This is a genomic window from Parabacteroides sp. AF17-28, assembly GCF_003479205.1.
Lineage (GTDB): Bacteria > Bacteroidota > Bacteroidia > Bacteroidales > Tannerellaceae > Parabacteroides > Parabacteroides acidifaciens.
This window is the reverse complement of sequence record NZ_QUGV01000001.1, coordinates 321,314-343,378: the sequence shown is the minus strand read 5'-3', so window position 1 is coordinate 343,378 and position 22,065 is coordinate 321,314. Positions and strand designations below refer to the sequence as shown.

Here is a 22,065-nt window from a genome sequence, read left to right as displayed (position 1 = left end):
TGTTATCGTTGTATCCGTAATCTGTCCCTACATTTGCATTGTGAACAACGAGATTATCCTTGTCAATTAATCTATAATGAAACAGATGCAAAGCAACAACAAGAAACCGGTCGTAGTAGGTATAGGAGAGCTCCTTTGGGATATGCTTCCTACGGGGAAGAAAGCAGGCGGTGCTCCTATTAATTTCGTTTACCATGCTTCACGCTTAGGTGCGGAAGGATATGCTATCAGTGCAGTGGGAGACGACGACTTGGGACATGAAATCTTGAAAGAACTGGATAATAACTCTATTCAGTATCTGATCGAGAAGGTCCCTTACCCGACCGGAACCGTACAGGTTACTTTGCAGAACGGGATTCCCGACTATGTGATTAATGAACGTGTAGCTTGGGATCACCTTTCACCGACATCGAATGCGATCGACCTGGCTGAACGGGCAGACGCCATTTGCTTCGGTACATTAGGACAACGCTCGGCACAGTCGAGAGAGACGATACAGGCGATCCTTTCTTTTGCACCGGATGAGGCTTACCGCTGTTTCGATATTAATTTGCGCCAGCATTATTATACGAAGGAGTTGATAGAAGAATCGCTCTATCTGGCGAATGTGTTTAAGATTAATGATGCAGAGCTGGCTGTCCTTAGGGATATGTTTCGTTTGGAAGGTACAGACAAGGAAGTGGCGAAGTGGTTCATCGAGCGTTACAACCTCCGTATGTTGGTGTTGACAGCCGGAGCTTCGTATAGTACGATCTATACCGTAAAGGAAGAATCTACTTTGCAAACGCCGGAAGTTCAGGTGGCCGATACGGTCGGAGCAGGTGATGCTTTTTCGGGAGCGCTGATCATCTCGCTGCTGAAAGGGGCTTCATTGAAAGAAGCACATGAGTTTGCAGTCAAGACTGCCGCTTATGTTTGCACGAAAGAAGGAGCATGGCCGGCTTATGAAAAGTAATTAATTGGGAAAATATATAATTTGGTAGATTAAGTTTTTAGGTAAAAAGATTGTTTAGTTAATTGGATGCCTTAACTCGTAGTATAACAAGAAGAAAAAGATGGTTGATGTTTAGGTTTTTAGGTTTTTTTGTTTTGGTTGATTGAATGGCTCGGAACTTCCGGGCCATTTCTGTTGTTGAATAGCTATAGAAACATAAAAAATGAATGAATATGAACGAAGATCTTACCAAGATTACGGAAAATGCCGAATCGAAAGCATTAGACCGGGAAAAAGAACAATATCCCGTACAACAAATCGCTGTTACTGATCCGATAAGTGATAAAGAAGTAAAGGATGCAGTAAAGGAACTGAATCCGGATACGAGTAGTTTAGGAAGCAGAGGGTGATTATAAAGCACCCTCTATCTTGTATCTTAACTGGTCCAGCATCAGGGCCACTTCTGTCTCTTCGATGCCGGCAATCAACAGATCGGGAATGTCCTGGCCGAATTGTTCCTGGAACTTGCTGAAGTTGATGTTCTCTATCTGTACGGCTTGCTGGTAATGGGCAAGTGCACCTTTAATATTCTGCAATGCCCATTCTGTATGTCCGGCATTCAGAAAGTCTTGTGCATTCGGCTGGTTGTCCAATATCTTTTTGTAGTAGTTTCGTGCCTGGTCGTATTTGCCCGTAAGGAAGGAGCACCATGCGATCGGTCTCCAGGCTTTATGGCTTTTGCTGTCTAAATAGTCAACCTTGAAGAAACATTTTAATGCTTCATTATAGTCTTTCAGTTCGAGGTGGCAGTGGCCGATACTGATTTGAACCGACAAATTGTCCGGATTCAGTGCTTCATACCGGCGGTAATACTTCAACGCTTCCTCCGGTTGCTTAAGCGAACGGTAGCAGCCGGCGATCCGGCGGATCACCCATTTGCTTTCCGAATTCAGCAGGTCGGCATGCAGATAAGCGTCCAATGCCCCGTTCAGGTCTCCTTCCATTTGCTTGCAATAGCCGATCTTCTGGAACAGAATGTCGCTGTTCGGATCGATTTCAGCCAATTGGTTGAATATAGTCAGCGCGTCGCAGAAATAGTTCTTGCGCAGATAGTATTCGGCAATCGTCGTAAGACTTTCTTTATCCGATATGTAAGGACGCAGGATTTCCAGGTTATGGAAGTCGAGCGGCAGCGTAAAGATGTCCGTAAAATCCAGATGTCCCGGATAGAGCTTGAAGAAACGATAGAGGTCCTGTATGTATTGACTGATTATCGTATCCTGTTTGCCCCGCTTGCTGATCAGTTCCTCCTTGTTCTGTTGGATCATTTCCGATGCCTGGCTGTCAAACTGGTGCATCATCATCTTCCGTGCCTCTTTCGGCAACTGCATCATGCTGAAATAAAGCGAATACTTATCCGAGTTACACATGAATGCCGCCAAGGTCATCGAATCCAGCATCTGCTTTTCCGCTTCGTTGTCCTGGTTGAATTGATCATCGAAAGAGGAATGTTCGATTGTAAAAGGAAGCAACCAGTTACTTAATTCATGGAAAAACGGGTAATTCTTTAAATGGATAAAGGTCGAATGCATCACATCTGCTCCTTCCTGCTGGAGTTCCCCGAATTCTTCCATCTTTTTGCCTAAATTGCTGTCTGCGAAAAAGCTTTCCCATTCCGGGTTCATTTCTTCTCCAAGCTGTTCCGGGGTTAGGTCCTTCAGGTTGATCTTGTTACTGATCTTCGGGCTTAGCTTCATCATTTCCGGAATGATCTCATCCTGGAGTTTACGGGTGATCTTTTCCGTTTCACGAGCCAGGATGAAGCGCAAAGTGATAGTCCGGAGCGCTTTGGTAAAGCCCGGAACCTCGGCTAAGGCAGCCAGGCGGTTGGCTATTTGCGGATATAAAGCCGTACGTTTCCTGTATGTATATAACGTTATCAGGATTGATATTAAAGCCCGGACCTTGATTTCCTCGTTCGGATGACTGGCTGCGTCAAACAGCAAAAGCGCTTTTTCCTTGTCAAATACTTCCTGTAATCCTAAAAATAAAGCGGAAACGATCTGGCAGCCGGTAATGAATGGCAACGCCTCGTCCAGAAGCATATCGCGGATCTCGTTTGCCTCTTCCTGTTTGAGAAAGCCCGATACCCATATTTTACTGAATATACTGATGTTGAATGCATCACATTCCCGGTGCTTTCCGGCCTCATATTCCAGGATCAACTGGTTGTGAATCTGTGCGTAAGTAAACGGAGGCTGCACGGAGATGTTCCTGCGCCGGCTGTAATAGCTCAGTGGAGATTCGATGGCGAGCGCTTTTTGTCTGACCGAGTCCGCCAATTCGTAAGTGGAAGCCTGCAGGTTGTTGTATATCTGTTCCTGCATCGGGTCTTTCGCGCCTTCGATCCGGTAACGTAACATATATTTGTAAGTATCCTGCAATTCGTTGAGCTTATCCTGAAAAGAATATTCCCGGCTTCCCGCAATAAGAGCCTGTAGGGAATCGAAAGCATTCTTCAATTCCTTACTGTCCAATGAACCGACTATGCGGTTATATGCTTTGTTTATTTCTTGTAGTGTCATATATTATTAACAACAAATGGTATGCCAAAAGTATAACAATTTAGGCTAAATTTCCTATCTTTGCGCACCTAAATAAATTTAGCAGATGAAGAATATCCGCAATTTCTGTATTATTGCTCATATTGACCATGGTAAAAGTACTTTGGCCGACCGTTTGCTTGAGTACACCAAGACAGTAGAAGGCAAAGACTTGCAAGCTCAGGTGCTGGATGATATGGACCTGGAGCGTGAACGAGGCATTACAATCAAGAGTCATGCCATCCAGATGAAGTATAACTATAAAGGAGAAGAATATATCCTGAATCTGATCGATACTCCGGGGCATGTCGACTTTTCGTATGAAGTTTCCCGTTCGATTGCAGCTTGCGAAGGCGCTTTGCTGATTGTCGATGCTGCTCAGGGCATTCAGGCACAGACCATTTCCAATTTGTATATGGCAATTGAAAATGATCTGGAGATCATTCCGGTAATGAATAAGATAGACCTGCCGAGTGCTATGCCGGATGAGGTGGAAGACCAGATTGTCGAACTCTTAGGCTGCCCGCGCGAAGATGTTCTCCGGGCCAGCGGTAAGACAGGAGAGGGTGTTTATGACATATTGAATACGATCGTAGAAAAAGTTCCGGCGCCTAAAGGGGATCCGGAAGCGCCTTTGCAGTGTTTGATTTTCGACTCTGTCTTTAATTCGTTCCGCGGTATTATCGCTTATTTCAAGGTTGTGAACGGTGTGATCCGGAAAGGGGACCATGTCAAGTTTATTGCAACCGGTAAAGAGTATGACGCCGACGAGGTGGGTGTATTGAAGTTGACAATGTCTCCCCGTGATGAGATTCGTACAGGGGATGTGGGATATATCATATCCGGTATCAAGACTTCCCGTGAAGTGCGTGTGGGAGATACGATTACCCATGTCGCCCGTCCTGCCAAAGAGGCGATTTCCGGATTTGAGGAAGTGAAGCCGATGGTGTTTGCCGGAGTCTATCCGATCGACAGTGAAGATTTCGAGAACTTGCGCGCTTCTTTGGAGAAGCTCCAGTTGAACGATGCCTCGTTGACTTTCCAGCCGGAAAGTTCAGCAGCGTTGGGCTTTGGTTTCCGTTGCGGTTTCTTAGGATTGTTGCATATGGAGATTGTACAGGAGCGTCTGGATCGTGAGTTCAATATGGATGTGATCACGACTGTACCGAACGTGTCTTATAAGGTTTACGATAAGAAGGGCGTTTGTACGGAAGTGCATAATCCGAGCGGTTTGCCCGATCCTACGCTGATCGATCATATCGACGAACCGTATATCCGCGCGTCTGTCATTACCAATACCACTTTTATCGGTCCTATCATGACACTTTGTCTGGGTAAACGCGGTATATTGCTTAAGCAGGAATATATTTCTGGTGACCGTGTGGAGATTCATTACGATATGCCGTTGGGTGAGATTGTGATTGATTTCTATGATAAGCTGAAGAGTATTTCCAAAGGATATGCATCGTTTGATTATCACATCCATGACTTCCGTCCCAGTAAGCTGGTTAAGCTCGATATCCTGCTGAACGGCGAACCGGTGGATGCACTTTCCACGTTAACCCATGTGGACAACAGCGTTACGTTCGGCCGCCGTATGTGTGAAAAACTGAAAGAACTGATTCCACGACAGCAGTTCGATATTGCTATCCAGGCCGCTATCGGTGCCAAGATTATCGCCCGCGAAACCATCAAGGCAGTCCGGAAAGATGTGACGGCCAAATGTTATGGAGGTGATATTTCCCGTAAGCGAAAGTTGCTGGAAAAACAGAAAGAAGGAAAGAAACGAATGAAGCAAATCGGTACGGTCGAGGTCCCGCAGAAAGCATTCCTCGCTGTATTGAAATTGGATTAAAAATAGAAAGGGATGGATCTTGGATTCATCCCTTTTTTTACAATAACCCCCTGTTTTTCTATTTCACCTCAAAAAATGTACGATTTTAATTTGACTTTTCGCTACCGGAATTGCGCTTTTCGTGACAAACAATCCAGTGGCCTGCGCAGCCCGTCCCAAAAACATGACATTTGTCAAACCGGAACAGAGTCTTCCCCGCATTCTGATAAAGCTTAACTCCCGGAGAATCGAATATTTGAAACAACAAAGGGAAGGATATGGAAATATGGAAAGGAGCAGAAGGTGATTTCGGAAAGAGTCGGCACCTCATTTCCATGAAGTCGGACTTCATCGTGCTGACCCGGAACTTCGTTGCTCTGAAGTCAGACTTCATGGGTAACGAAGATAAACTTCAGAGCGATGAACCGAGACTTCAGGGGAATTTTCTGCGCACCTCGCGAAAACAGACTGGAAACTGACCTGTTTTTTACATCGGGCGCAAGCTTCGGTAAGGAACTTCATGGATGTCCTGCGAGAGGTTTTCAAGACGTTTTTTACAATAAGTACCCGTTAGATATGTGTTTAAGGCGCTATGGGGTTAGCCTTTGTTTGTCAACCGGATTCCTTCCGGTTCAAGAAGAATCAATTTTTGTTTGTAAAGGGCCCCGATAGCCTGTTTGAATGCTTTCTTGCTGCAACGGAATAAAGAGTAAATAAGTTCCGGCTCGCTTTTATCATGTACGGCAATATATCCGCCTTGCGCTTTCAGTGATTCCAGGATTGTTTTGGCAATGCCGTCCACTTTCTGATATCCTAATGGAGTCAGACTGACATCTATCTTTTCATCTTCCCGCACTTCTTTGATAAACCCTTTGAGGTGTTCCCCTTTTTCAAGCCGCTGGAAAACTTCACTGTGGTAAACCAGTCCCCAATGTGTATTATTGATGATGACTTTATATCCTATTTCGGTATCTTCCGCCACCAACAGGTCTACTTCCTGGTTCGGAGTGTAGTCAGGTATGACGTTATCCAGGTATTTGTCGATTCTTGCGGAAGCGACGATGCGTCCGGTCACATGGTCCAGATGTACATAAACCAGATACCATTTCCCTTCGCGCATCGGCATTTTTTGTTCTTTAAAAGGAACCAGCAAATCTTTCATCAATCCCCATTCCAGAAATGCGCCGGTATTATTGACAGACTTGACCTCCATGAACTGAAATTCTCCCACTTGCGCAAGCGGCTTAGCCGTTGTAGCAATCAGTCTTCCTTCATTATCATGGTAAATAAAAACTTCGACCTCATCTCCCGGTTTCACATTCTTAGGTACATAACGAGCCGGCAAAAGGATTTCCAAATCGTTCCCACCGTCCAGGTAAACCCCGAAATCCAAGTCCTTTACAATCTTAAGCGTATTATATTTTCCGATTTCTATCATCTTTCAATTTCTTTTGGGGCAAAAGTACGGGAAAATGGCTTAATATCCTATATTTTTTACTCTCTAAGCAGCAATATATCAAAATTTGCATCGTTATAGAAGTAACAGTTTTTATAAGGAGTTTTTAAGTAGAAGGTTCTTTAGAAAATTGTATCTTTGCAGTTCTAATTTAGAAATACTAATTAATAGCATGAGATTGAAATATTATTTGTTTGCCCTTTTTTGTGGATTGATGTGTGCGTGTTCGGCGCCAAAAGATGTGATTTATTTTCAGGGTATAGATGATTTGACACCTGAGCAATTGGCGAAAATGAGTCAATCGTACACGACTAAAATAACGAATGATGATCTTTTATCGATTAATGTGACAGCATGGGACCCTGCAGCAGTTACACCCTTTAATCCTCCGGTATATGCATATTCGGCCACTCCGCAAGGGGAACAACCAATCATCGCATCTCAAAACTTATATACATATTTGGTAGACCAGGATGGAAATATAAATTTCCCGGTTTTGGGCAAGATACATGCCGCAGGTCTGACGAGGCAGGAATTGGCAAATAAGATGGAAGAAATGATTTCCAAATATGTGGAGAACCCGTTGGTAAATGTGCAGTTGCTTAACTTTAAGATTACACTGATGGGAGATGTGTCGCGTCCGGGTGCATATACGATAAAGAATGACAGAATATCAATATTGGAAGCTATAGGATTGGGAGGTGATTTGCAATTGACCGCCAACCGGAAAAATATTTTGGTGATTCGTGACAATAATGGTATAAAAGAAAGCCATCGCTTGGATTTAACTGATCCTGCCATATTTGCCTCTCCTTATTTTTATTTGCAACAGAATGATATTGTTTACGCTGAACCGATAAAGAATAAACAGCGTTCACGGACCAGTGCGGACCGTTCTTTTACGATGTCGTTGCTGACTTCTGTGATAAGCTCAGTTTCAATTATAACGAGTATGGTCATTACAATTGTTAATTTAAAAAGAAAGTAATTATATATGGAATCTATTCAGCAAGATAATGAGACAATTAATCTGAAAAAGATTATCATTTATTATTTCCGTCATTGGCGATGTTTTGTAGTGGCAGGTATTATTTCGTTAATTCCAGCTTTATTATATTTGATTTTGGTTCCCCGTACCTATGAGATGATGACAAAGATTTTGTTGTTGGAAGATAAGGGTACTTCAAGTTCGGGGTTGAATATCGGTGATGCTTCGGGATTGATGAAGACATTCGGCTTAGGTGGCATTAGCGGCGGTAGCTTTAATATGGATGACGAAATGGCAAAGTTAATGTCTACGACTACTTTGCAGGATGTTGTTTTGAAGTTAGGTCTGAATGTCGCTTACTATAAGCCTAATGCCTATAAATATAAAATGTATGAAGATACTCCTTTATTATTGTCTGCTGATTCGTTGACACAAAAGAATCTGGAATCTCCCATAACATTTAATGTCGATATAGATAAGACAGGAAAGGTTAAAGTCGTCGCCAAGAACGAGGACGGCAAGAAACATTTTGAATTTAACTCTTTACCGGCCGAAATAAAGATGGAAGAAGGTTCTTTCCTTTTATCGTTTCGGGAAGACGAGATAAAGCCTTTATCTTTGAAACTTGAAATTTCCCCGGCTATATGGGTTGCACAGGATTTGTCCGAGTCATTGCTGTTTGATGAATTTGCGAAGAATGCGAATGTGGTGGAGATTTCATGTACCGATTACGAAAAGAAGAGAGGGCTGGATCTGCTACGGACATTAGTGGATGTTTATAATTCGCAAGAAGACTCCATTAAAAAAGCGGAAGGTGGGAAAAGTGTCCGGTTTCTGGATGAACGTTTAAATGCTGTCGTTGCCGATCTGACGGATATTGAAGTAAACATTGAACGTTACAAACTCAAGAATAAGATGACGGATATTGAATATGACGTTCAGTTCTATGCTGATCAGATGAAAGAGCTGCAGATGAAGATCATAGAGTTGGAGGCTCAAACCCGTTTAGTGGATTTGTTGGATGCTTATGTGAAAGATCCTCAGAATAAATATAATCTGGTCCCTATTCTGCTGGCTTCCGGTGAGGGCGAGAATTCTTCTAAATCTGTTTCATCTTATAATGAAGCATTGTTGGAGCGTTTAAGACTCATGCAAAGTACGAAAGGTGATAATCCTCTGATAGGACAAATGAATAAGCAGGTGGATCAATTACGTGAAAGCGTTTTCCTGTCTATCGATAATGCTAAAAAAAGTTTGAACCTGACTCTGGATGATTTGAAAGGAAAAGAGAAAATCATCATGGATAAGATGGGAGTCGTTCCGACATTGGAGAGGGAATATGTCGACTTTCGCCGTCAACAGGAAATATACCAGGCTCTTTATCTGATCCTTTTGCAGAAGCGGGAAGATTTTATGCTCTCTATTGGAGAGAGTAAGGACCGGGCACGTATTGTTGAGGCTGCATATGTCAAGAAGAAATCGATTGCCCCCAGAAAATTATATGCTCTTATCGGCATGATCATTTTCACAATGGTTGTTCCTGTTGCATTCCTGTTTGGAAAAGAGCAATTTGTGGCATTAAAGAAGGAATATAAAGAAACGAAGTAAGATATGCAAAAAGTATTGGTTACAGGGGCTGATGGTTTTATCGGTTCCCATTTGACTGAAATGTTATTGGAACAGGGTTATCAAGTCAAAGCGCTTTCATATTACAATTCTTTTAATGATTGGGGATGGTTGAATGATGTCAAACATCCTGATTTGGAGGTAGTGACAGGCGATGTGCGTGATCCGCATTTCTGCAAGCATATAACCCGGGATGTCGAGATTATCTTCCATCTGGCGGCATTGATTGCAATTCCCTATTCTTATGTTGCGCCGGACAGCTATGTGGACACGAATATAAAAGGAACTTTGAACATTTGCCAGGCTGCAAAAGAAAACGGAGTGAAAAGAGTACTCGTAACCTCTACTTCGGAAGTGTATGGTACAGCCCGTTATGTCCCGATTGACGAAAGCCATCCCAAGCAACCGCAGTCTCCTTATTCTGCAACGAAGATCGGAGCGGATGCGATTGCTATGAGTTTCTATAATGCTTTCGCTTTGCCGGTCGTGTTAGTCAGACCGTTCAATACATACGGTCCCCGTCAATCGGCCCGGGCTATTATCCCGACCATTATAACGCAAATTGCGAATGGAAAGAAAGAGATAAAGCTGGGAGATTTGACTCCGACCCGCGATTTTAATTTCGTGAAGGATACCTGTAAAGGGTTTATCGAATTGTCTAAATGTGACGCCGCAATAGGACAAGAGGTCAATATCTGCAGCAACAATGAAATTTCGATGCGCGATACTTTGAATTTAATAGCCCGTCTGATGAATTCGGACGTTAAGTTCATAGAGGATCAGGCCCGTATCCGTCCTAAGAACTCAGAAGTTTTCCGTTTATGGGGAGATAATGCGAAGATAAAATCCTTAACGGGATATGAGCCCTCTTATCCTTTGGAAGAAGGCCTGAAGGAAACGATAAACTGGTTTTTGGATAAAGATAATTTGAGAAAATATAAAGCTGATATATACAATGTATAAGCCTGTAGTTGATTTTATACATGGACTATATCATTCGGATGACTTCATTCCTCTTCATGCCCCTTGTTTTATCGGCAATGAAAAGAAATATCTGAATGAGTGCATCGATACGACATTTGTCTCGAGTGTCGGTAAGTTTGTGGATCGGTTTGAGGAGATGGTAGCTGAATATACAGGGGCGGCTAAGGCGGTTGTCTGTGTAAACGGAACGAACGCTCTTCATATGGCTTTGTTATTGGCGGGGGTAGAGCGTGAAGATGAGGTTATATCCCAGGCTTTGACATTTATAGCTACCGCAAATGCAATCAGTTATATAGGTGCTCATCCTGTTTTTATTGATGTAGACCGGGAAACGATGGGCTTATCTCCCGATAGTTTGAGGAAATGGCTTTCAACGTCTGCAGAAATAAAAGACGGGGTTTGTTATAATAAAGAGACAGGGCGGAGAATAAAAGCTTGTGTCCCGATGCACACGTTCGGGCATCCTGTCAAATTGGCGGAACTTGTACAAATATGTGAGCAATATCATATCGAGTTAATAGAAGATGCCGCTGAAAGTGTCGGCAGTTTGTATAAGGGCAGGCATACAGGTACTTTTGCAAAAATCAGTGCTTTAAGCTTTAACGGCAATAAAACGATTACGACCGGTGGAGGTGGTATGTTGTTGTTCCGGGATGCCGAATTGGGCGCTTATGCAAAACACTTGACGACGCAGGCAAAGGTGCCCCATCGTTGGGAATTTATGCATGACCATATAGGTTATAATTATCGTATGCCTAATATCAATGCGGCTTTAGGTTGCGCGCAGATGGAAAATCTGGATCGTTTTGTCGCTAATAAACGTGAGACTGCTGAAAAATATGAGCTGTTTTTCAAGGATATGCCGATTGAGTTTTTTCCCGAACCGGAAGATTGCCGTTCCAATTATTGGTTAAATGCGGTTTTATTGCCGGATAAGTCGGCGCGTGATGAATTTCTGACCTATACAAATGATCATGGAGTTATGACACGGCCGGTTTGGGGATTGATGAATAAACAACCGATGTTTGCAGGTTGCCAGACGGACGATCTGACAAATACTTACTGGTTTGAAGAACGTGTTGTAAATATTCCAAGCAGCGTTCGGTTATGAGTGATCCCGGTAATATAGTATTGGTCGGTGGCGGCGGACATTGCAAGTCGGTGATAGAAGCGGCCGAAAGTGCCGGTTATACGATACTCGGCATACTTGATATGCCGGAATTTGTCGGTACTACTGTTTTGGGATATCCGGTTGTCGGAACAGACGACGACTTGGCTGAATATGTAGACAAGGCCCTGTTCCTGGTGACGGTAGGGCATATAAAAGATGCAAGTTTGCGAATCAGATTGCACGAACGCATTCAATCGGTTGGTGGCCGTTTGGCTACGGTTGTGGCTTCTACAGCCCGTGTTTCCCGTCATGCGTCCATTGGCGAAGGGAGTGTGGTATTACACCATGCAATGGTTAATGCAGACGCCCATGTCGGGAAAGGTTGCATAATTAATACATTTGCCAATATTGAGCATGATGCTGTTATTGGAGATTTTTGCCATATTTCGACCGGAGCCATGGTGAATGGCAATTGTACGGTTGGCCAGGGTGTCTTTTTAGGAAGTCAGTCTGTGATGGTGAACGGTGTCGGTATTATGGAATCTTGTGTGATTGCTGCCGGTAGTGTTGTACGTAAAAATATAGTGAAAAAAGGCGTTTATTCCGGTAATCCGGCTTTATTAAAGATAAAATTGTAAGATATGAAGCATACTCTTGTTATAGCAGAAGCAGGTGTAAATCATAACGGCTCGCTTGAAATGGCGAAACAGTTGATTGATGTGGCGGCAGAGGCAGGAGTGGATTATGTTAAGTTTCAAACCTTTAAAGCCGAGTCACTGGTTTCAAAGAATGCTGTCAAAGCTGAGTATCAACAAAGGAACCTCCATGATGGCAACAATTCCCAATACCAGATGCTGAAGCAACTGGAACTTACCCGCGAACAGCATTTGATCTTGACAGACTATTGTACAAAGAAAGGAGTGAAGTTCTTCTCTACTGCTTTTGATTTGGACAGTATCGATTTTCTTGCAGAACTTCATTTGGGATTGTGGAAAATTCCTTCGGGAGAAATTACTAACTATCCTTATTTAAGGAAGATTGCCCGAATAGGAGAACCTGTAATCCTGTCTTCTGGAATGAGCGGATACCGGGAAATAGAAGAAGCGTTGGCTGTCCTGGTGGAAAATGGTGTTCGGCATGATGATATAATTGTGCTACATTGTAATACAGAATATCCGACCCCTATGGAAGATGTGAATTTGCGGGCTATGCAGTCTATAGCCGCGAGATTTCATGTCAAAGTCGGATATTCCGATCATACAAGAGGTATAGAGGTCCCTGTCGCGGCTGTCGCATTAGGGGCTTCTGTCATAGAAAAGCATTTTACTTTGGACCGGAACTTGGAGGGGCCGGATCATAAAGCCTCTTTGGAGCCGGATGAACTGAAGAGAATGGTTTCATCGATTCGAAATATAGAAAAAGCTTTAGGGGATGCTGAAAAACGGGTAAGCCCTTCGGAAGCTAAAAATATAGAAGTTGCCCGGAAAAGCATTGTTGCTGCCTCTAAAATAGAGAAAGGTGAGATTTTTACAGAACAGAATCTGACTGTAAAACGTCCGGGAAACGGCATTTCTCCCATGAAATGGTTGGATGTGTTAGGGAAAACGGCGACAAGAATATATGAACCGGATGATCTGATAGAATTATGAGAAAGATATGCGTTATAACCGGCAGTCGGGCTGAGTATGGCTTACTAAGTGGCCTTATGAAGCAAATAGATGAATCTGAAGATTTAAAACTACAGGTCATAGCAACCAATATGCACCTTTCTCCTGAATTTGGCTTGACGTACAAAGAAATCGAGAAAGATGGTTTTGTTATCGATAAACGGGTTGAGATGCTGCTTTCGTCGGATACATCGAGTGCCACGGCTAAATCCGTAGGGTTAGGCATGATTGGTTTTGCCGATGCCTATGAAGATCTGCGTCCTGACCTGATTGTTGTTTTAGGCGATCGGTATGAAATCTTGGCAGCCGTTTCTGCTGCCTTGTTTTTTAAGATTCCTGTGGCCCACCTGCACGGAGGGGAGATTACGGAAGGAGCCTATGACGATGCGATCCGCCATGCGATTACCAAGATGAGCCATTTGCATTTCACATCGACGGAAGAATATCGGAAAAGGGTGATCCAGTTGGGAGAAAGCCCGGATCGGGTGTTTAATGTAGGGGCTATCGGAGTTGAAAATATAAAAAAAGGTTCTTTCCTTTCGAAAGAGGAATTGGAGAATAGTTTGGGTTTTAAATTAGGTGACAAGTCTCTGCTTGTCACGTTCCATCCCGTGACTTTGGAAACGTGTACGGCGCGGGAACAATGCGACAATTTGTTGGAAGTCTTGGCAAGGCATCCGGAATATCGGATTATTTTTACACTCCCGAATTCGGATACGGACGGGCGTGTCATAATAGACTGCATAAAAGATTTTGTTGCAAAGAATGAAGACCGGGCAATCGCTTTTAAGTCTTTAGGCAAGCTTCGTTATCTTTCCGCATTGAAATATGTCTCTGCTGCGATTGGTAATTCTTCGAGCGGCATTTTGGAAGTTCCGAGTTTCGGAATACCGACTCTGGATATCGGAAACCGTCAAAAGGGGCGTATTGCTGCAAAAAGCGTGGTGCACTGCGGAACGTCGACGGAAGAAATAGAACAGGGTTTTAGATTAATTTTCTCTGAAACTATTCAATCAGCTTCAAAATTGCGGAGTAATCCGTATGAAAAGGAGGGGACTACAGACATGATTGTTTCTCAGTTGAAAACTTATCCATTGGAAAACCTGATTCAAAAATCATTTTATAATTTGTAATATGGATGCAAACTCAAAATATATTATAGATGAAAATCTAAATATCGGAGAGGCTTTAGTTTCATTGAATCAACTATCTAATGATATCTTAACTCTGTTTGTCGTAGACGGTCAGGGGAGAATGGTCGGTTCGTTGACAGATGGAGATATTCGCCGGTGCCTGATTAAAGGGGTTACATTGGATGCTCCTGTTTCTTTGGCCATGAATCGAAATTTCCATTATTTACAATATGGCAATATTTCTATTGATGAAATAAAAACGCTAAAATCGAAGAAGATAGTCTTATTGCCCTATTTGGATTGTGATAAGCATATAATTAAAATATATAACCTTCAGAAACAGAAGTCTATTTTACCGGTAGATGCGGTTTTAATGGCGGGAGGAAAAGGATTGCGTCTACGTCCGTTGACGGAGACAGTCCCCAAGCCATTGTTGAAGGTTGGCAATAAACCGATTATCGATTATAATATAGATCGTTTGATCGAATACGGTGTCGATCATATTTCAATAACCGTAAATTATTTAAAGGAACAGATTGAGTCGTATATAGCCGAATCCCGTGTGGATTCCAACATACGTTGTGTTCGCGAACCGCAGTATTTAGGAACGATAGGGTCGATCAGGTTCGTAGAACATTTTCATCATGATACGGTATTGGTGATGAATTCGGATTTATTTACAAATATAAATTACGAAGATTTCTTCTCTCATTTTTCAGAGCATCAGGCTGATATGTCTGTGGCTGCAGTGCCTTACTCTGTTTCGGTTCCGTATGGGATATTTGATTTGGAAGGGCGGGAGATTAGAGGCATAAAAGAAAAGCCGACATTCAATTATTATGCTAATGCCGGCATATACTTGATAAAGAAAGATTTATTGGAACTTATTCCTTCAAATACGTTTTTTGATGCGACGGATTTCCTTAATCTGTTAATCTCGAAGGGCTATAAAGTCATACGTTATCCTATTACCGGATATTGGCTGGATATCGGTAAGTTTGAAGATTTTGATAAAGCTCAGGAATTAGTAAACCATTTATAATTGAATAATGAGATTGTTGTATTTGATACCGGCGAGAGGGGGAAGTAAAGGTATTCCTCATAAGAATATAAAACAGTTATCGGGAAAGCCTTTAATTGCCTATTCGATTGATGTGGCCCGTCAATTGACGGACGACAGTAATATCTGTGTTTCGACCGATGACGATGAAATTATACGGGTTGTTACATCTTATGGTCTGGCAGTTCCGTTTAAAAGACCTGATTTTCTTGCGACAGATTCAGCCGGTACATACGAGGTCATTTTGCATGCAATCGATTTTTATGAGAACTTAGGGGTTCACTATGATGCGGTAGTCCTTTTGCAACCGACTTCTCCACTGCGGACTGCCCGGCAGGTAACGGAAGCTATCGGGTTATATGATAAGTCTGTTGATGCCGTTGTTTCCGTATGCGAATCCCCTCAAAATCCATATTATAATTTATTCGAGGAAAACAGGGATGGGTATCTTCGTATCTCAAAGGGCGATGGCGCTTTTAGAAGACGCCAGGATACTCCTTCTGTCTGGATGTTTAACGGGGCTATTTATGTTTTTAATGTAGAATCATTGCGTAAGGGGTATTTCGATAGTTTTAAGAAAATACGTAAATATGTTATGCCACTGGATATGTCAGTCGATTTAGATACCCTTACAGATTGGATGTATCTGGAAGCTGTAATGAGTAAAGGGAAGTAGCATGTCTTTTGCTTTGATAAATAAGATACGGACTAATACATTGTTCAGGAACGGAACGTTATTCGCTTTCTTCTCTTTTCTGAATAGTGGCATCGGCTTCTTACTGTTATTGGTATTAGCCAGCTTTATCCCCCCTTCCGAATATGGGGAGCTGAACCTGTTTAATACGTTTGTGACATTGTTGGCTATTTTTATTTCATTGAATGCGACGGGTATTATCGCTGTCGATTTTTTTTCTGCAGAGAAAACGCAACTTCGGCGGATGTTAAGTACGGTTTTATGCCTGTCTTCCGCTTCATTTCTTGTTTTTTCATTACTGCTCTTGTCCTTTTCCTCTTTTTTTGAACGGATAATCGGATTGTCTGCTGAGTATCAATGGTTGGGGCTGTTGGTTTGCTATATGCAAGTCTTTTCCACTGTTAATCTGGATATTTGGCGTTTGGAAGAAAATCCTCTTTCCTATGGAATATATAGTGTCTCAACAGTTCTTGCAAACTTTATCTTGACTTTAATTCTGGTTATTGGCTTCCATTGGGGGTGGTTGGGACGAGTGTACGCACAGGTTGCCGTCAGTATGCTGTTCTTTTTCGTCAGTATCTATTTCCTGATAAGAAGGGGCTATCTCCAAAGGCTGATACCAAATAAAGAAACCGTAAAGTCTGCTTTGGCTTTCGGTATCCCATTAATTCCTCATAGCGCTTCCGCCTGGATTCGTCAAGGCTTGGATCGGTATGTGATTAATTACTTTTATATGGCGGCCCAAGTCGGAATATACAGCTTCGCTTACAATTTTGCTAATATTATTCAGATTATAGGCTTGGCTTTTAATGCGACAAACTCGGTATATATATATAAGAACCTTGCCAATATAGAGGCGGATACATCCAGCCGTTTATTGAAGCAGACTAAAGTCATGACTTTGTTTTTTGCAATTGTTACATTATGTGTTTATGTCGGAACTTCTATCTTTATACCGGTATTTGTTCCTAAATATAAAGATGCAGTACCCTATCTGTTCCCGTTATGCATGGGTGCTTTTTTCCAATGTGTATATTATTTGTTTGTGAATTATCTGTTCTATTATAAGAAGACAAAAAAACTAATGTATATAACATTTTCAATGTCTCTCTTTCATGTGCTGCTATCCGTGTTGCTAACGCGGTATTCGGTGATGTACACGGCTTATGTAACGATGATTGTAAACATGATGATTACTTTAGGCGTATTTTTATACAGTCGTCGTATATATAAACTGATATGATTTGTTGAATTTAATATAATATTCTATGCATAAATATTCTATCCCCCGTTTTTCGAGGGTTTGTATAGTCGATACGGTTTATTCATTGTTTATTTATTTGTTGATCAGTAGTAAAGAAGAAACGGATCATACATTTTTCTTCTTTTCGGATGGGATCGATGCCTCGATAAGAAATAGGTTCCCTAACCATTATTACATCCCTTCCAAAGATTTCCCAAAGCGTAACTTTATATCAAGACTTTGGCTTCGTCTGAAGTTGAGATTGGTCGCTCCTTTTAAGTGGCCTTTTTTATCATCAGCTGATTTATATGGGCATGACCATCTTTGTTTTACCCCCTCCTTGACCGGAAATAGAAAAATGACTGTCTTGGAGGATGGCATGGGCAATTATTGTGATAATCCTTTTGGATTTATCGAGTATTCAGGGATCGAACTTTTAATCAGGAATCTCTTATTTGGCCCATTGTCGACAAAGAGGCCGTTAGGTAAATCCTCCTATGCGGAGAAGGTTATCCTGACAGGAATGAAAAGTATTCCGGAAGAATTAAAACAAAAAGCAATTCTTATCGATCTGCCTCAGATGTGGGATGCTTTGGAAGAAAGTGAAAAAGGGCGGATTTGCAGTCTTTTTTCCATTGACTTTGCGATGCTGAAAGAGCTTTCTCAGAAAGATACAGTTCTTTTCACACAGCCCTTTGCAGATGAAATAACGCTTGACGGGCTCATTGGCATTTATCGTAAGATGCTGGAGAATGTGGACAAAGACAAACTTCTCATCAAGAGACATCCTCGTGATATGGTTGATTATAAGACTGCTTTTCCCGGTGTGTGTGTATTTGATAAACCGATACCGATGGAACTGTTGACGTTATTAGGTGTGCGGTTTAAAGATGCCTATACAATAAGTTCAACCGCAGTGCTTTTACTGCCTCCAACTGTTAAGATTCATTTTTCCGGTCATGCCGTGCATCCGGGACTATTGGAAAAATATGGAGATATCCAGATCGGGAATTTGAAAGGTAATAAATGATTTCCAATCCTAAAGAGTCGTTGCTTTTGTTGCGGGAGTCCCGATAAAGTAGTACATTTGTCAACAGGCAGTAATCGAATCATTGCTGTTTAAGACGAAAGTGAAGGCGCTCTAAATATAAATCATTCTTTTGGCAAAGAGATTAAAACAACTATCATAGCATTATGTACGATATTTTATTAACCTCGTTGATCCTTTTGTTTTTGTTATTCGCGGCTTTGTGGCAAAGTAGAAGTGGTGATGAGAAAAATTTCTTCTCTAAAGATTATACAAATACATTGAAGGGTTTGTGCGCGATTGTGGTACTGCTCGTACATGTAGATCCGTCCTATCAGAATCCCCTTCAGGACGGTGTCGGAAGTTTTGCTTATGTCGCAGTGACTTTATTCTTTTTTATTTCTGCTTATGGCATGCAGTTAAGTGTGGAAAGGAAGCCCGGATATTTAAAGCATTTTTGGCGGAACAGGTTGGTGAGTCTTCTTATACCCTGTTTTCTGATTAATTTGTTTGCGTTCGCATATCAAATGGGAATCTTGAATAATAAGAGTTTAGCTGTCCTTGTTGAAATCAATGGATATGTAAAGGTTTTACTTCAATATTGTTTGTTATTCTATTGTGTGATGATGCTTGGCAAATGGTTAAAGGTGGAGAAGACTTGGATTACGGACGGTTTGCTTATTGCAGGCGTAGTAGGTTCGAGCCTGTATCTTTATTTTAGCGAAGGAGGTGATGGCGCAAATGTTTCGGGATGGTGCTATGAACGCTATGGACTGGTATGGGGATTGTTGTTATATCGCTTTTTCCCTCAGGCTTTAAATTGGTTCAATGCGCAACGACTTGTCAAAATTATAGCCTTTTCGTTCTTGAGCGCTCTCCTGGGCTTACTTTATCTGAAGTTCAAAACCGATTGGTTTTATGGAGAGTATCTGTTGAAAGTGCTTCTTGGCATATCTATAATTACTCTTTTGTTTTTGGTCTCTCAAAAAAGAATTTTTGGCAATAGAGTAGGGAGATTCCTGGGCGATATATCTTTTGAGATTTATTTATCGCATGGGCTGATAATGGGTATATTGGCCTATTTCTGTCCATTGCTAAGGAGCGGAACCTTTCTCATCCTCTCGGTTGTTATGACGGTTCTTTTCAGTTGGCTGGTTCATGAGATTGCAAAACGGCTTGTTTCGTTGTTAAGAGCCAAAGAAATAGGGCGTAAAGCATAATAAATAGATAAGAAAAACGTTTTTGTTACAAACTGGATATAATGGTACAAGACTTTATAAATAAAAACTTTAGCCGGTTACTAATATTCACTCTCATATTCGGAGTGATTCTGTATGATACAATTGGATTTGATTACACGGATGAGCTGTGTTCTTTATTGCTGTTTGTCTTATTTCTCAAATATGTTTTTTCCACTCCGCATTGGGAAGTAAACAAGATGTTTTTGGTGACTACGGCTGTCTTTCTTTTTTATCTGTGCTATTCTTTTTATATAGGGAGTAATAGCAAAGCCGCTATAATTACTGATTTTGTCGTACAATACAAACCCTATCTCGGCTTTTTCTGTGTTTATGCAATCAAACCTGTAGTATCTCCAACCTACAAGAAATTGATATGCGAAATATGTATTGTTCTTGGCATTTACCTGTTAGGGGTGGGAATTGCATATCAAATATCTCCAACCAATCTTAATTACATATCGATGCATCCATCCCGGTTGGCGACTTCAGTTTCGATTATCAGTCTTTTGTATCTGTATTGCAGTGATTTTACTCAAAGGGATAAAGCAATATTTATATTATTGATGGTGGTCGGATTATTATCCGAGCGTTCCAAATTTTATGGATTCTTTATTATTTGTGTAGCAATGATCCTATTTGTAAAGCCGTCATTTAAGTTTAAGCTGAATATAAAAAATATCATTTTGTGCTCCATTGTCCTTGCACTGGTTTTATTTTTTACTTACAAAAAGATGAATATCTATTTTATTAGCGGAGGAGACTTTTTGGGCGATGATGAAAAGATACAAGACTCTATTGCACGGGCGGCACTCTATTTCTATGCACCTGATATTTTGTCCGACTATTTCCCTTTTGGGTCCGGATTCGGATCTTATGCGACTTACGCGTCCAGTGTATATTATTCGCCATTATATAATCACTATGGAATGGATGGAATATATGGATTAAGTAAACATTTTGGATCTTTCATCGCAGATACTTATTATCCGGCATTGGCTCAGTTTGGATATGTCGGCATTTGTTTATTTTTCCTGTTTTGGGGAAACTTGGCGCTAAAAGCATTGAGGAGCCATAAATTTGCGTATAAAGAGGCATTAATGGCGTTGATGATTATTCTCTTCTTCATGATCGAATGTACTACCGATTCTACAATAACACACAATCGTGGATTATTTATGATGGTGCTCTTGGGACTTTTGTTCTCAGACATAAGGCATATAGTAGCGCAAGATAAGAATAAAAAAATATTGTCTTCAAAATAATTCTTATGGCAAGAATACTTGTAGCGAATAAATTCTATTATCCAAGAGGGGGAGATTGTATTTATACGATCGACTTGGTTGGATTATTACAATCCCATGGTCATGATGTCGCGGTTTTTGCCATGCAGCATCCGGAGACATTACAAACGCCATGGAATAAATATTTTCCGGAAGAGGTTAAGTTCGGGATGGGAGTGAGCTCTTTTAAAGCGGTTATGCGTCCATTCGGAACGGCTGATGTCATACAAAAATTCAATGCCTTATTGGATGACTTCAAACCGGATATTGTCCATTTGAATAATATTCATTCGCAGCTTTCTCCTGTTATTGCGGAACTGGCGCATAGCCGGGGAATCAAAGTCTTTTGGACATTGCATGATTATAAATTGCTTTGTCCTCGTTATGACTGTTTACAAAATGGAACGATTTGCGAACAGTGTTTGGATAATCTGCATAATGTGGTAAAATATAAATGTCTTAAACATTCATATATAGCGAGTTCTATTGCGTATCTGGAAGCCAGGAAATGGAACCGGGACAGGCTGGAGAAATGTACGGACCAGTTTATTGCTCCGAGCCAGTTCATGTTGGGAAAAATGAAGTCAGGAGGATTTTCCTCTTCAAAGATTACCCAGCTCTATCATTTTGTGGATAAAAAGAAATACGTGAATGTTGATTATAACAAAGAGGACTACTATTGTTATGTCGGACGTTTGTCTTCCGAAAAGGGAGTTACGACTTTAATTGAAGCTGCCAATCAGTTGCCATATAAATTAAAAATCGTGGGAGACGGCCCTTTGAAAGACGAACTGGCTGCTAAGGTAAATAAGGATGCATCGATTGACTTTTTGGGCTTTAAATCATGGGAGGAAGTAAAAACGATTGTAAGTAAAGCTCGTTTTATAGTTGTTCCTTCGGAATGGTATGAAGTTTTAGGACTTGTAATCATAGAAGCGGAATGTGTAGGAACTCCGATATTGGGAGCACGCATTGGTGCGATTCCGGAACTGATAGAAGAAAATGTAAACGGTATGTATTTTGAAAGTCGGAACGTTTCTGATTTATCAGGGAAAATAACCGAGATGTTCAATGCTTCCTTTGACTACCAGGCTATTGCAGAGAGAGCACAAAAAAAATTAAGCGCAGAAACATATTATGAGCATCTCATAAAAGTGTATGGTTTATAAACTGTACACAAGAAG

General features: G+C 41.4%; 20 protein-coding genes. 18 read left to right on the top strand and 2 right to left on the bottom strand.

All coding sequences use genetic code 11. The features are described 5' to 3' along the window. Positions 1-76: 76 nt before the first annotated feature. Both DWW90_RS01460 and DWW90_RS20600 read left to right on the top strand, forming a co-directional pair. On the top strand, positions 77-955 hold the full coding sequence (locus tag DWW90_RS01460) for a carbohydrate kinase (protein WP_122343715.1): 879 nt from the start codon (positions 77-79) through the stop codon (positions 953-955). A gap of 212 nt (positions 956-1,167) precedes the next feature. Next, complete coding sequence (locus tag DWW90_RS20600) at positions 1,168-1,344, top strand: hypothetical protein (protein WP_167451654.1); 177 nt, start codon at positions 1,168-1,170, stop codon at positions 1,342-1,344. Here DWW90_RS20600 and DWW90_RS01450 read toward each other — a convergent pair whose 3' ends face one another. After that, positions 1,345-3,519, bottom strand: coding sequence for a tetratricopeptide repeat protein (locus tag DWW90_RS01450; RefSeq protein ID WP_122343714.1), 2,175 nt, complete (start codon positions 3,517-3,519; stop codon positions 1,345-1,347). It abuts the gene before it with no gap. A gap of 85 nt (positions 3,520-3,604) precedes the next feature. Between DWW90_RS01450 and lepA the strand changes: the two genes are divergently transcribed. Beyond that, complete coding sequence (lepA, locus tag DWW90_RS01445) at positions 3,605-5,392, top strand: translation elongation factor 4 (RefSeq protein ID WP_115499459.1); 1,788 nt, start codon at positions 3,605-3,607, stop codon at positions 5,390-5,392. A gap of 257 nt (positions 5,393-5,649) precedes the next feature. Then, positions 5,650-5,850: a hypothetical protein gene (locus tag DWW90_RS01440; protein WP_122343713.1), complete on the top strand. Its 201-nt coding sequence runs from the start codon at positions 5,650-5,652 to the stop codon at positions 5,848-5,850. Positions 5,851-5,969: 119 nt separating this feature from the next. On the opposite strand, the gene DWW90_RS01435 is transcribed toward DWW90_RS01440, so the two are convergent. After that, complete coding sequence (locus tag DWW90_RS01435) at positions 5,970-6,809, bottom strand: S1 RNA-binding domain-containing protein (RefSeq protein WP_122343712.1); 840 nt, start codon at positions 6,807-6,809, stop codon at positions 5,970-5,972. A 190-nt stretch (positions 6,810-6,999) separates the two neighbouring features. Between DWW90_RS01435 and DWW90_RS01430 the strand changes: the two genes are divergently transcribed. The 14 genes from DWW90_RS01430 to DWW90_RS01365 all read left to right on the top strand — a co-directional run bounded on the left by DWW90_RS01430 (position 7,000) and on the right by DWW90_RS01365 (position 22,050). Next, positions 7,000-7,815: a polysaccharide biosynthesis/export family protein gene (locus tag DWW90_RS01430; RefSeq protein ID WP_115499462.1), complete on the top strand. Its 816-nt coding sequence runs from the start codon at positions 7,000-7,002 to the stop codon at positions 7,813-7,815. A 6-nt stretch (positions 7,816-7,821) separates the two neighbouring features. Beyond that, the gene (locus tag DWW90_RS01425; protein ID WP_122343711.1) at positions 7,822-9,423 is read left to right on the top strand and encodes a tyrosine protein kinase; all 1,602 of its coding nucleotides are present in this window, start codon (positions 7,822-7,824) and stop codon (positions 9,421-9,423) included. A gap of 3 nt (positions 9,424-9,426) precedes the next feature. Further along, the gene (locus tag DWW90_RS01420) at positions 9,427-10,404 is read left to right on the top strand and encodes an NAD-dependent 4,6-dehydratase LegB (RefSeq protein ID WP_122343710.1); all 978 of its coding nucleotides are present in this window, start codon (positions 9,427-9,429) and stop codon (positions 10,402-10,404) included. Beyond that, positions 10,397-11,536, top strand: a complete 1,140-nt coding sequence (locus tag DWW90_RS01415) for a LegC family aminotransferase (protein WP_122343709.1) — start codon at positions 10,397-10,399, stop codon at positions 11,534-11,536. The genes DWW90_RS01420 and DWW90_RS01415 overlap by 8 nt, the downstream gene beginning before the upstream one ends. Further along, entirely contained in the window at positions 11,533-12,174 is a 642-nt protein-coding gene (locus DWW90_RS01410) for an acetyltransferase (protein WP_122343708.1), read from the top strand. Before DWW90_RS01415 ends, DWW90_RS01410 begins: the two co-directional genes overlap by 4 nt. Before the next feature lie 3 nt (positions 12,175-12,177). Continuing rightward, entirely contained in the window at positions 12,178-13,185 is a 1,008-nt protein-coding gene (gene neuB / locus DWW90_RS01405) for an N-acetylneuraminate synthase (protein WP_122343707.1), read from the top strand. Then, positions 13,182-14,336, top strand: a complete 1,155-nt coding sequence (gene neuC, locus DWW90_RS01400; RefSeq protein ID WP_122343706.1) for a UDP-N-acetylglucosamine 2-epimerase — start codon at positions 13,182-13,184, stop codon at positions 14,334-14,336. Before neuB ends, neuC begins: the two co-directional genes overlap by 4 nt. Position 14,337: 1 nt before the next feature. Continuing rightward, the gene (locus DWW90_RS01395; protein WP_115499469.1) at positions 14,338-15,378 is read left to right on the top strand and encodes a nucleotidyltransferase family protein; all 1,041 of its coding nucleotides are present in this window, start codon (positions 14,338-14,340) and stop codon (positions 15,376-15,378) included. Between the two features lie 7 nt (positions 15,379-15,385). After that, entirely contained in the window at positions 15,386-16,072 is a 687-nt protein-coding gene (locus DWW90_RS01390; RefSeq protein WP_122343705.1) for an acylneuraminate cytidylyltransferase family protein, read from the top strand. A 1-nt stretch (position 16,073) separates the two neighbouring features. Then, complete coding sequence (locus DWW90_RS01385) at positions 16,074-17,333, top strand: oligosaccharide flippase family protein (protein ID WP_115499471.1); 1,260 nt, start codon at positions 16,074-16,076, stop codon at positions 17,331-17,333. Positions 17,334-17,358: 25 nt separating this feature from the next. Continuing rightward, positions 17,359-18,363 (top strand): glycosyltransferase family 52, encoded by a 1,005-nt coding sequence (locus tag DWW90_RS01380; protein WP_122343704.1) that lies wholly within the window; start codon positions 17,359-17,361, stop codon positions 18,361-18,363. Between the two features lie 164 nt (positions 18,364-18,527). After that, entirely contained in the window at positions 18,528-19,580 is a 1,053-nt protein-coding gene (locus DWW90_RS01375; RefSeq protein WP_122343703.1) for an acyltransferase, read from the top strand. Between the two features lie 41 nt (positions 19,581-19,621). Then, a complete protein-coding gene (locus DWW90_RS01370; protein ID WP_115499474.1) occupies positions 19,622-20,863 on the top strand; it encodes an O-antigen ligase in 1,242 nt (413 codons plus the stop codon). A 5-nt stretch (positions 20,864-20,868) separates the two neighbouring features. Further along, a complete protein-coding gene (locus DWW90_RS01365) occupies positions 20,869-22,050 on the top strand; it encodes a glycosyltransferase (protein WP_122343702.1) in 1,182 nt (393 codons plus the stop codon). Positions 22,051-22,065: the final 15 nt, after the last annotated feature.

Coding starts and splice junctions, on each gene's coding strand:
- DWW90_RS01425 (WP_122343711.1), top strand. CDS start 7,822: ATGGAATCTATTCAGCAAGATAATGAGACAATTAATCTGAAAAAGATT.
- neuC (WP_122343706.1), top strand. CDS start 13,182: ATGAGAAAGATATGCGTTATAACCGGCAGTCGGGCTGAGTATGGCTTA.
- DWW90_RS01370 (WP_115499474.1), top strand. CDS start 19,622: ATGGTACAAGACTTTATAAATAAAAACTTTAGCCGGTTACTAATATTC.
- DWW90_RS01395 (WP_115499469.1), top strand. CDS start 14,338: ATGGATGCAAACTCAAAATATATTATAGATGAAAATCTAAATATCGGA.
- DWW90_RS01375 (WP_122343703.1), top strand. CDS start 18,528: ATGTACGATATTTTATTAACCTCGTTGATCCTTTTGTTTTTGTTATTC.
- lepA (WP_115499459.1), top strand. CDS start 3,605: ATGAAGAATATCCGCAATTTCTGTATTATTGCTCATATTGACCATGGT.
- neuB (WP_122343707.1), top strand. CDS start 12,178: ATGAAGCATACTCTTGTTATAGCAGAAGCAGGTGTAAATCATAACGGC.
- DWW90_RS01385 (WP_115499471.1), top strand. CDS start 16,074: ATGTCTTTTGCTTTGATAAATAAGATACGGACTAATACATTGTTCAGG.
- DWW90_RS01410 (WP_122343708.1), top strand. CDS start 11,533: ATGAGTGATCCCGGTAATATAGTATTGGTCGGTGGCGGCGGACATTGC.
- DWW90_RS01420 (WP_122343710.1), top strand. CDS start 9,427: ATGCAAAAAGTATTGGTTACAGGGGCTGATGGTTTTATCGGTTCCCAT.
- DWW90_RS01450 (WP_122343714.1), bottom strand. CDS start 3,519: ATGACACTACAAGAAATAAACAAAGCATATAACCGCATAGTCGGTTCA.
- DWW90_RS01440 (WP_122343713.1), top strand. CDS start 5,650: ATGGAAATATGGAAAGGAGCAGAAGGTGATTTCGGAAAGAGTCGGCAC.
- DWW90_RS01460 (WP_122343715.1), top strand. CDS start 77: ATGAAACAGATGCAAAGCAACAACAAGAAACCGGTCGTAGTAGGTATA.
- DWW90_RS01415 (WP_122343709.1), top strand. CDS start 10,397: ATGTATAAGCCTGTAGTTGATTTTATACATGGACTATATCATTCGGAT.
- DWW90_RS01380 (WP_122343704.1), top strand. CDS start 17,359: ATGCATAAATATTCTATCCCCCGTTTTTCGAGGGTTTGTATAGTCGAT.
- DWW90_RS01390 (WP_122343705.1), top strand. CDS start 15,386: ATGAGATTGTTGTATTTGATACCGGCGAGAGGGGGAAGTAAAGGTATT.
- DWW90_RS01435 (WP_122343712.1), bottom strand. CDS start 6,809: ATGATAGAAATCGGAAAATATAATACGCTTAAGATTGTAAAGGACTTG.
- DWW90_RS01430 (WP_115499462.1), top strand. CDS start 7,000: ATGAGATTGAAATATTATTTGTTTGCCCTTTTTTGTGGATTGATGTGT.
- DWW90_RS01365 (WP_122343702.1), top strand. CDS start 20,869: ATGGCAAGAATACTTGTAGCGAATAAATTCTATTATCCAAGAGGGGGA.
- DWW90_RS20600 (WP_167451654.1), top strand. CDS start 1,168: ATGAACGAAGATCTTACCAAGATTACGGAAAATGCCGAATCGAAAGCA.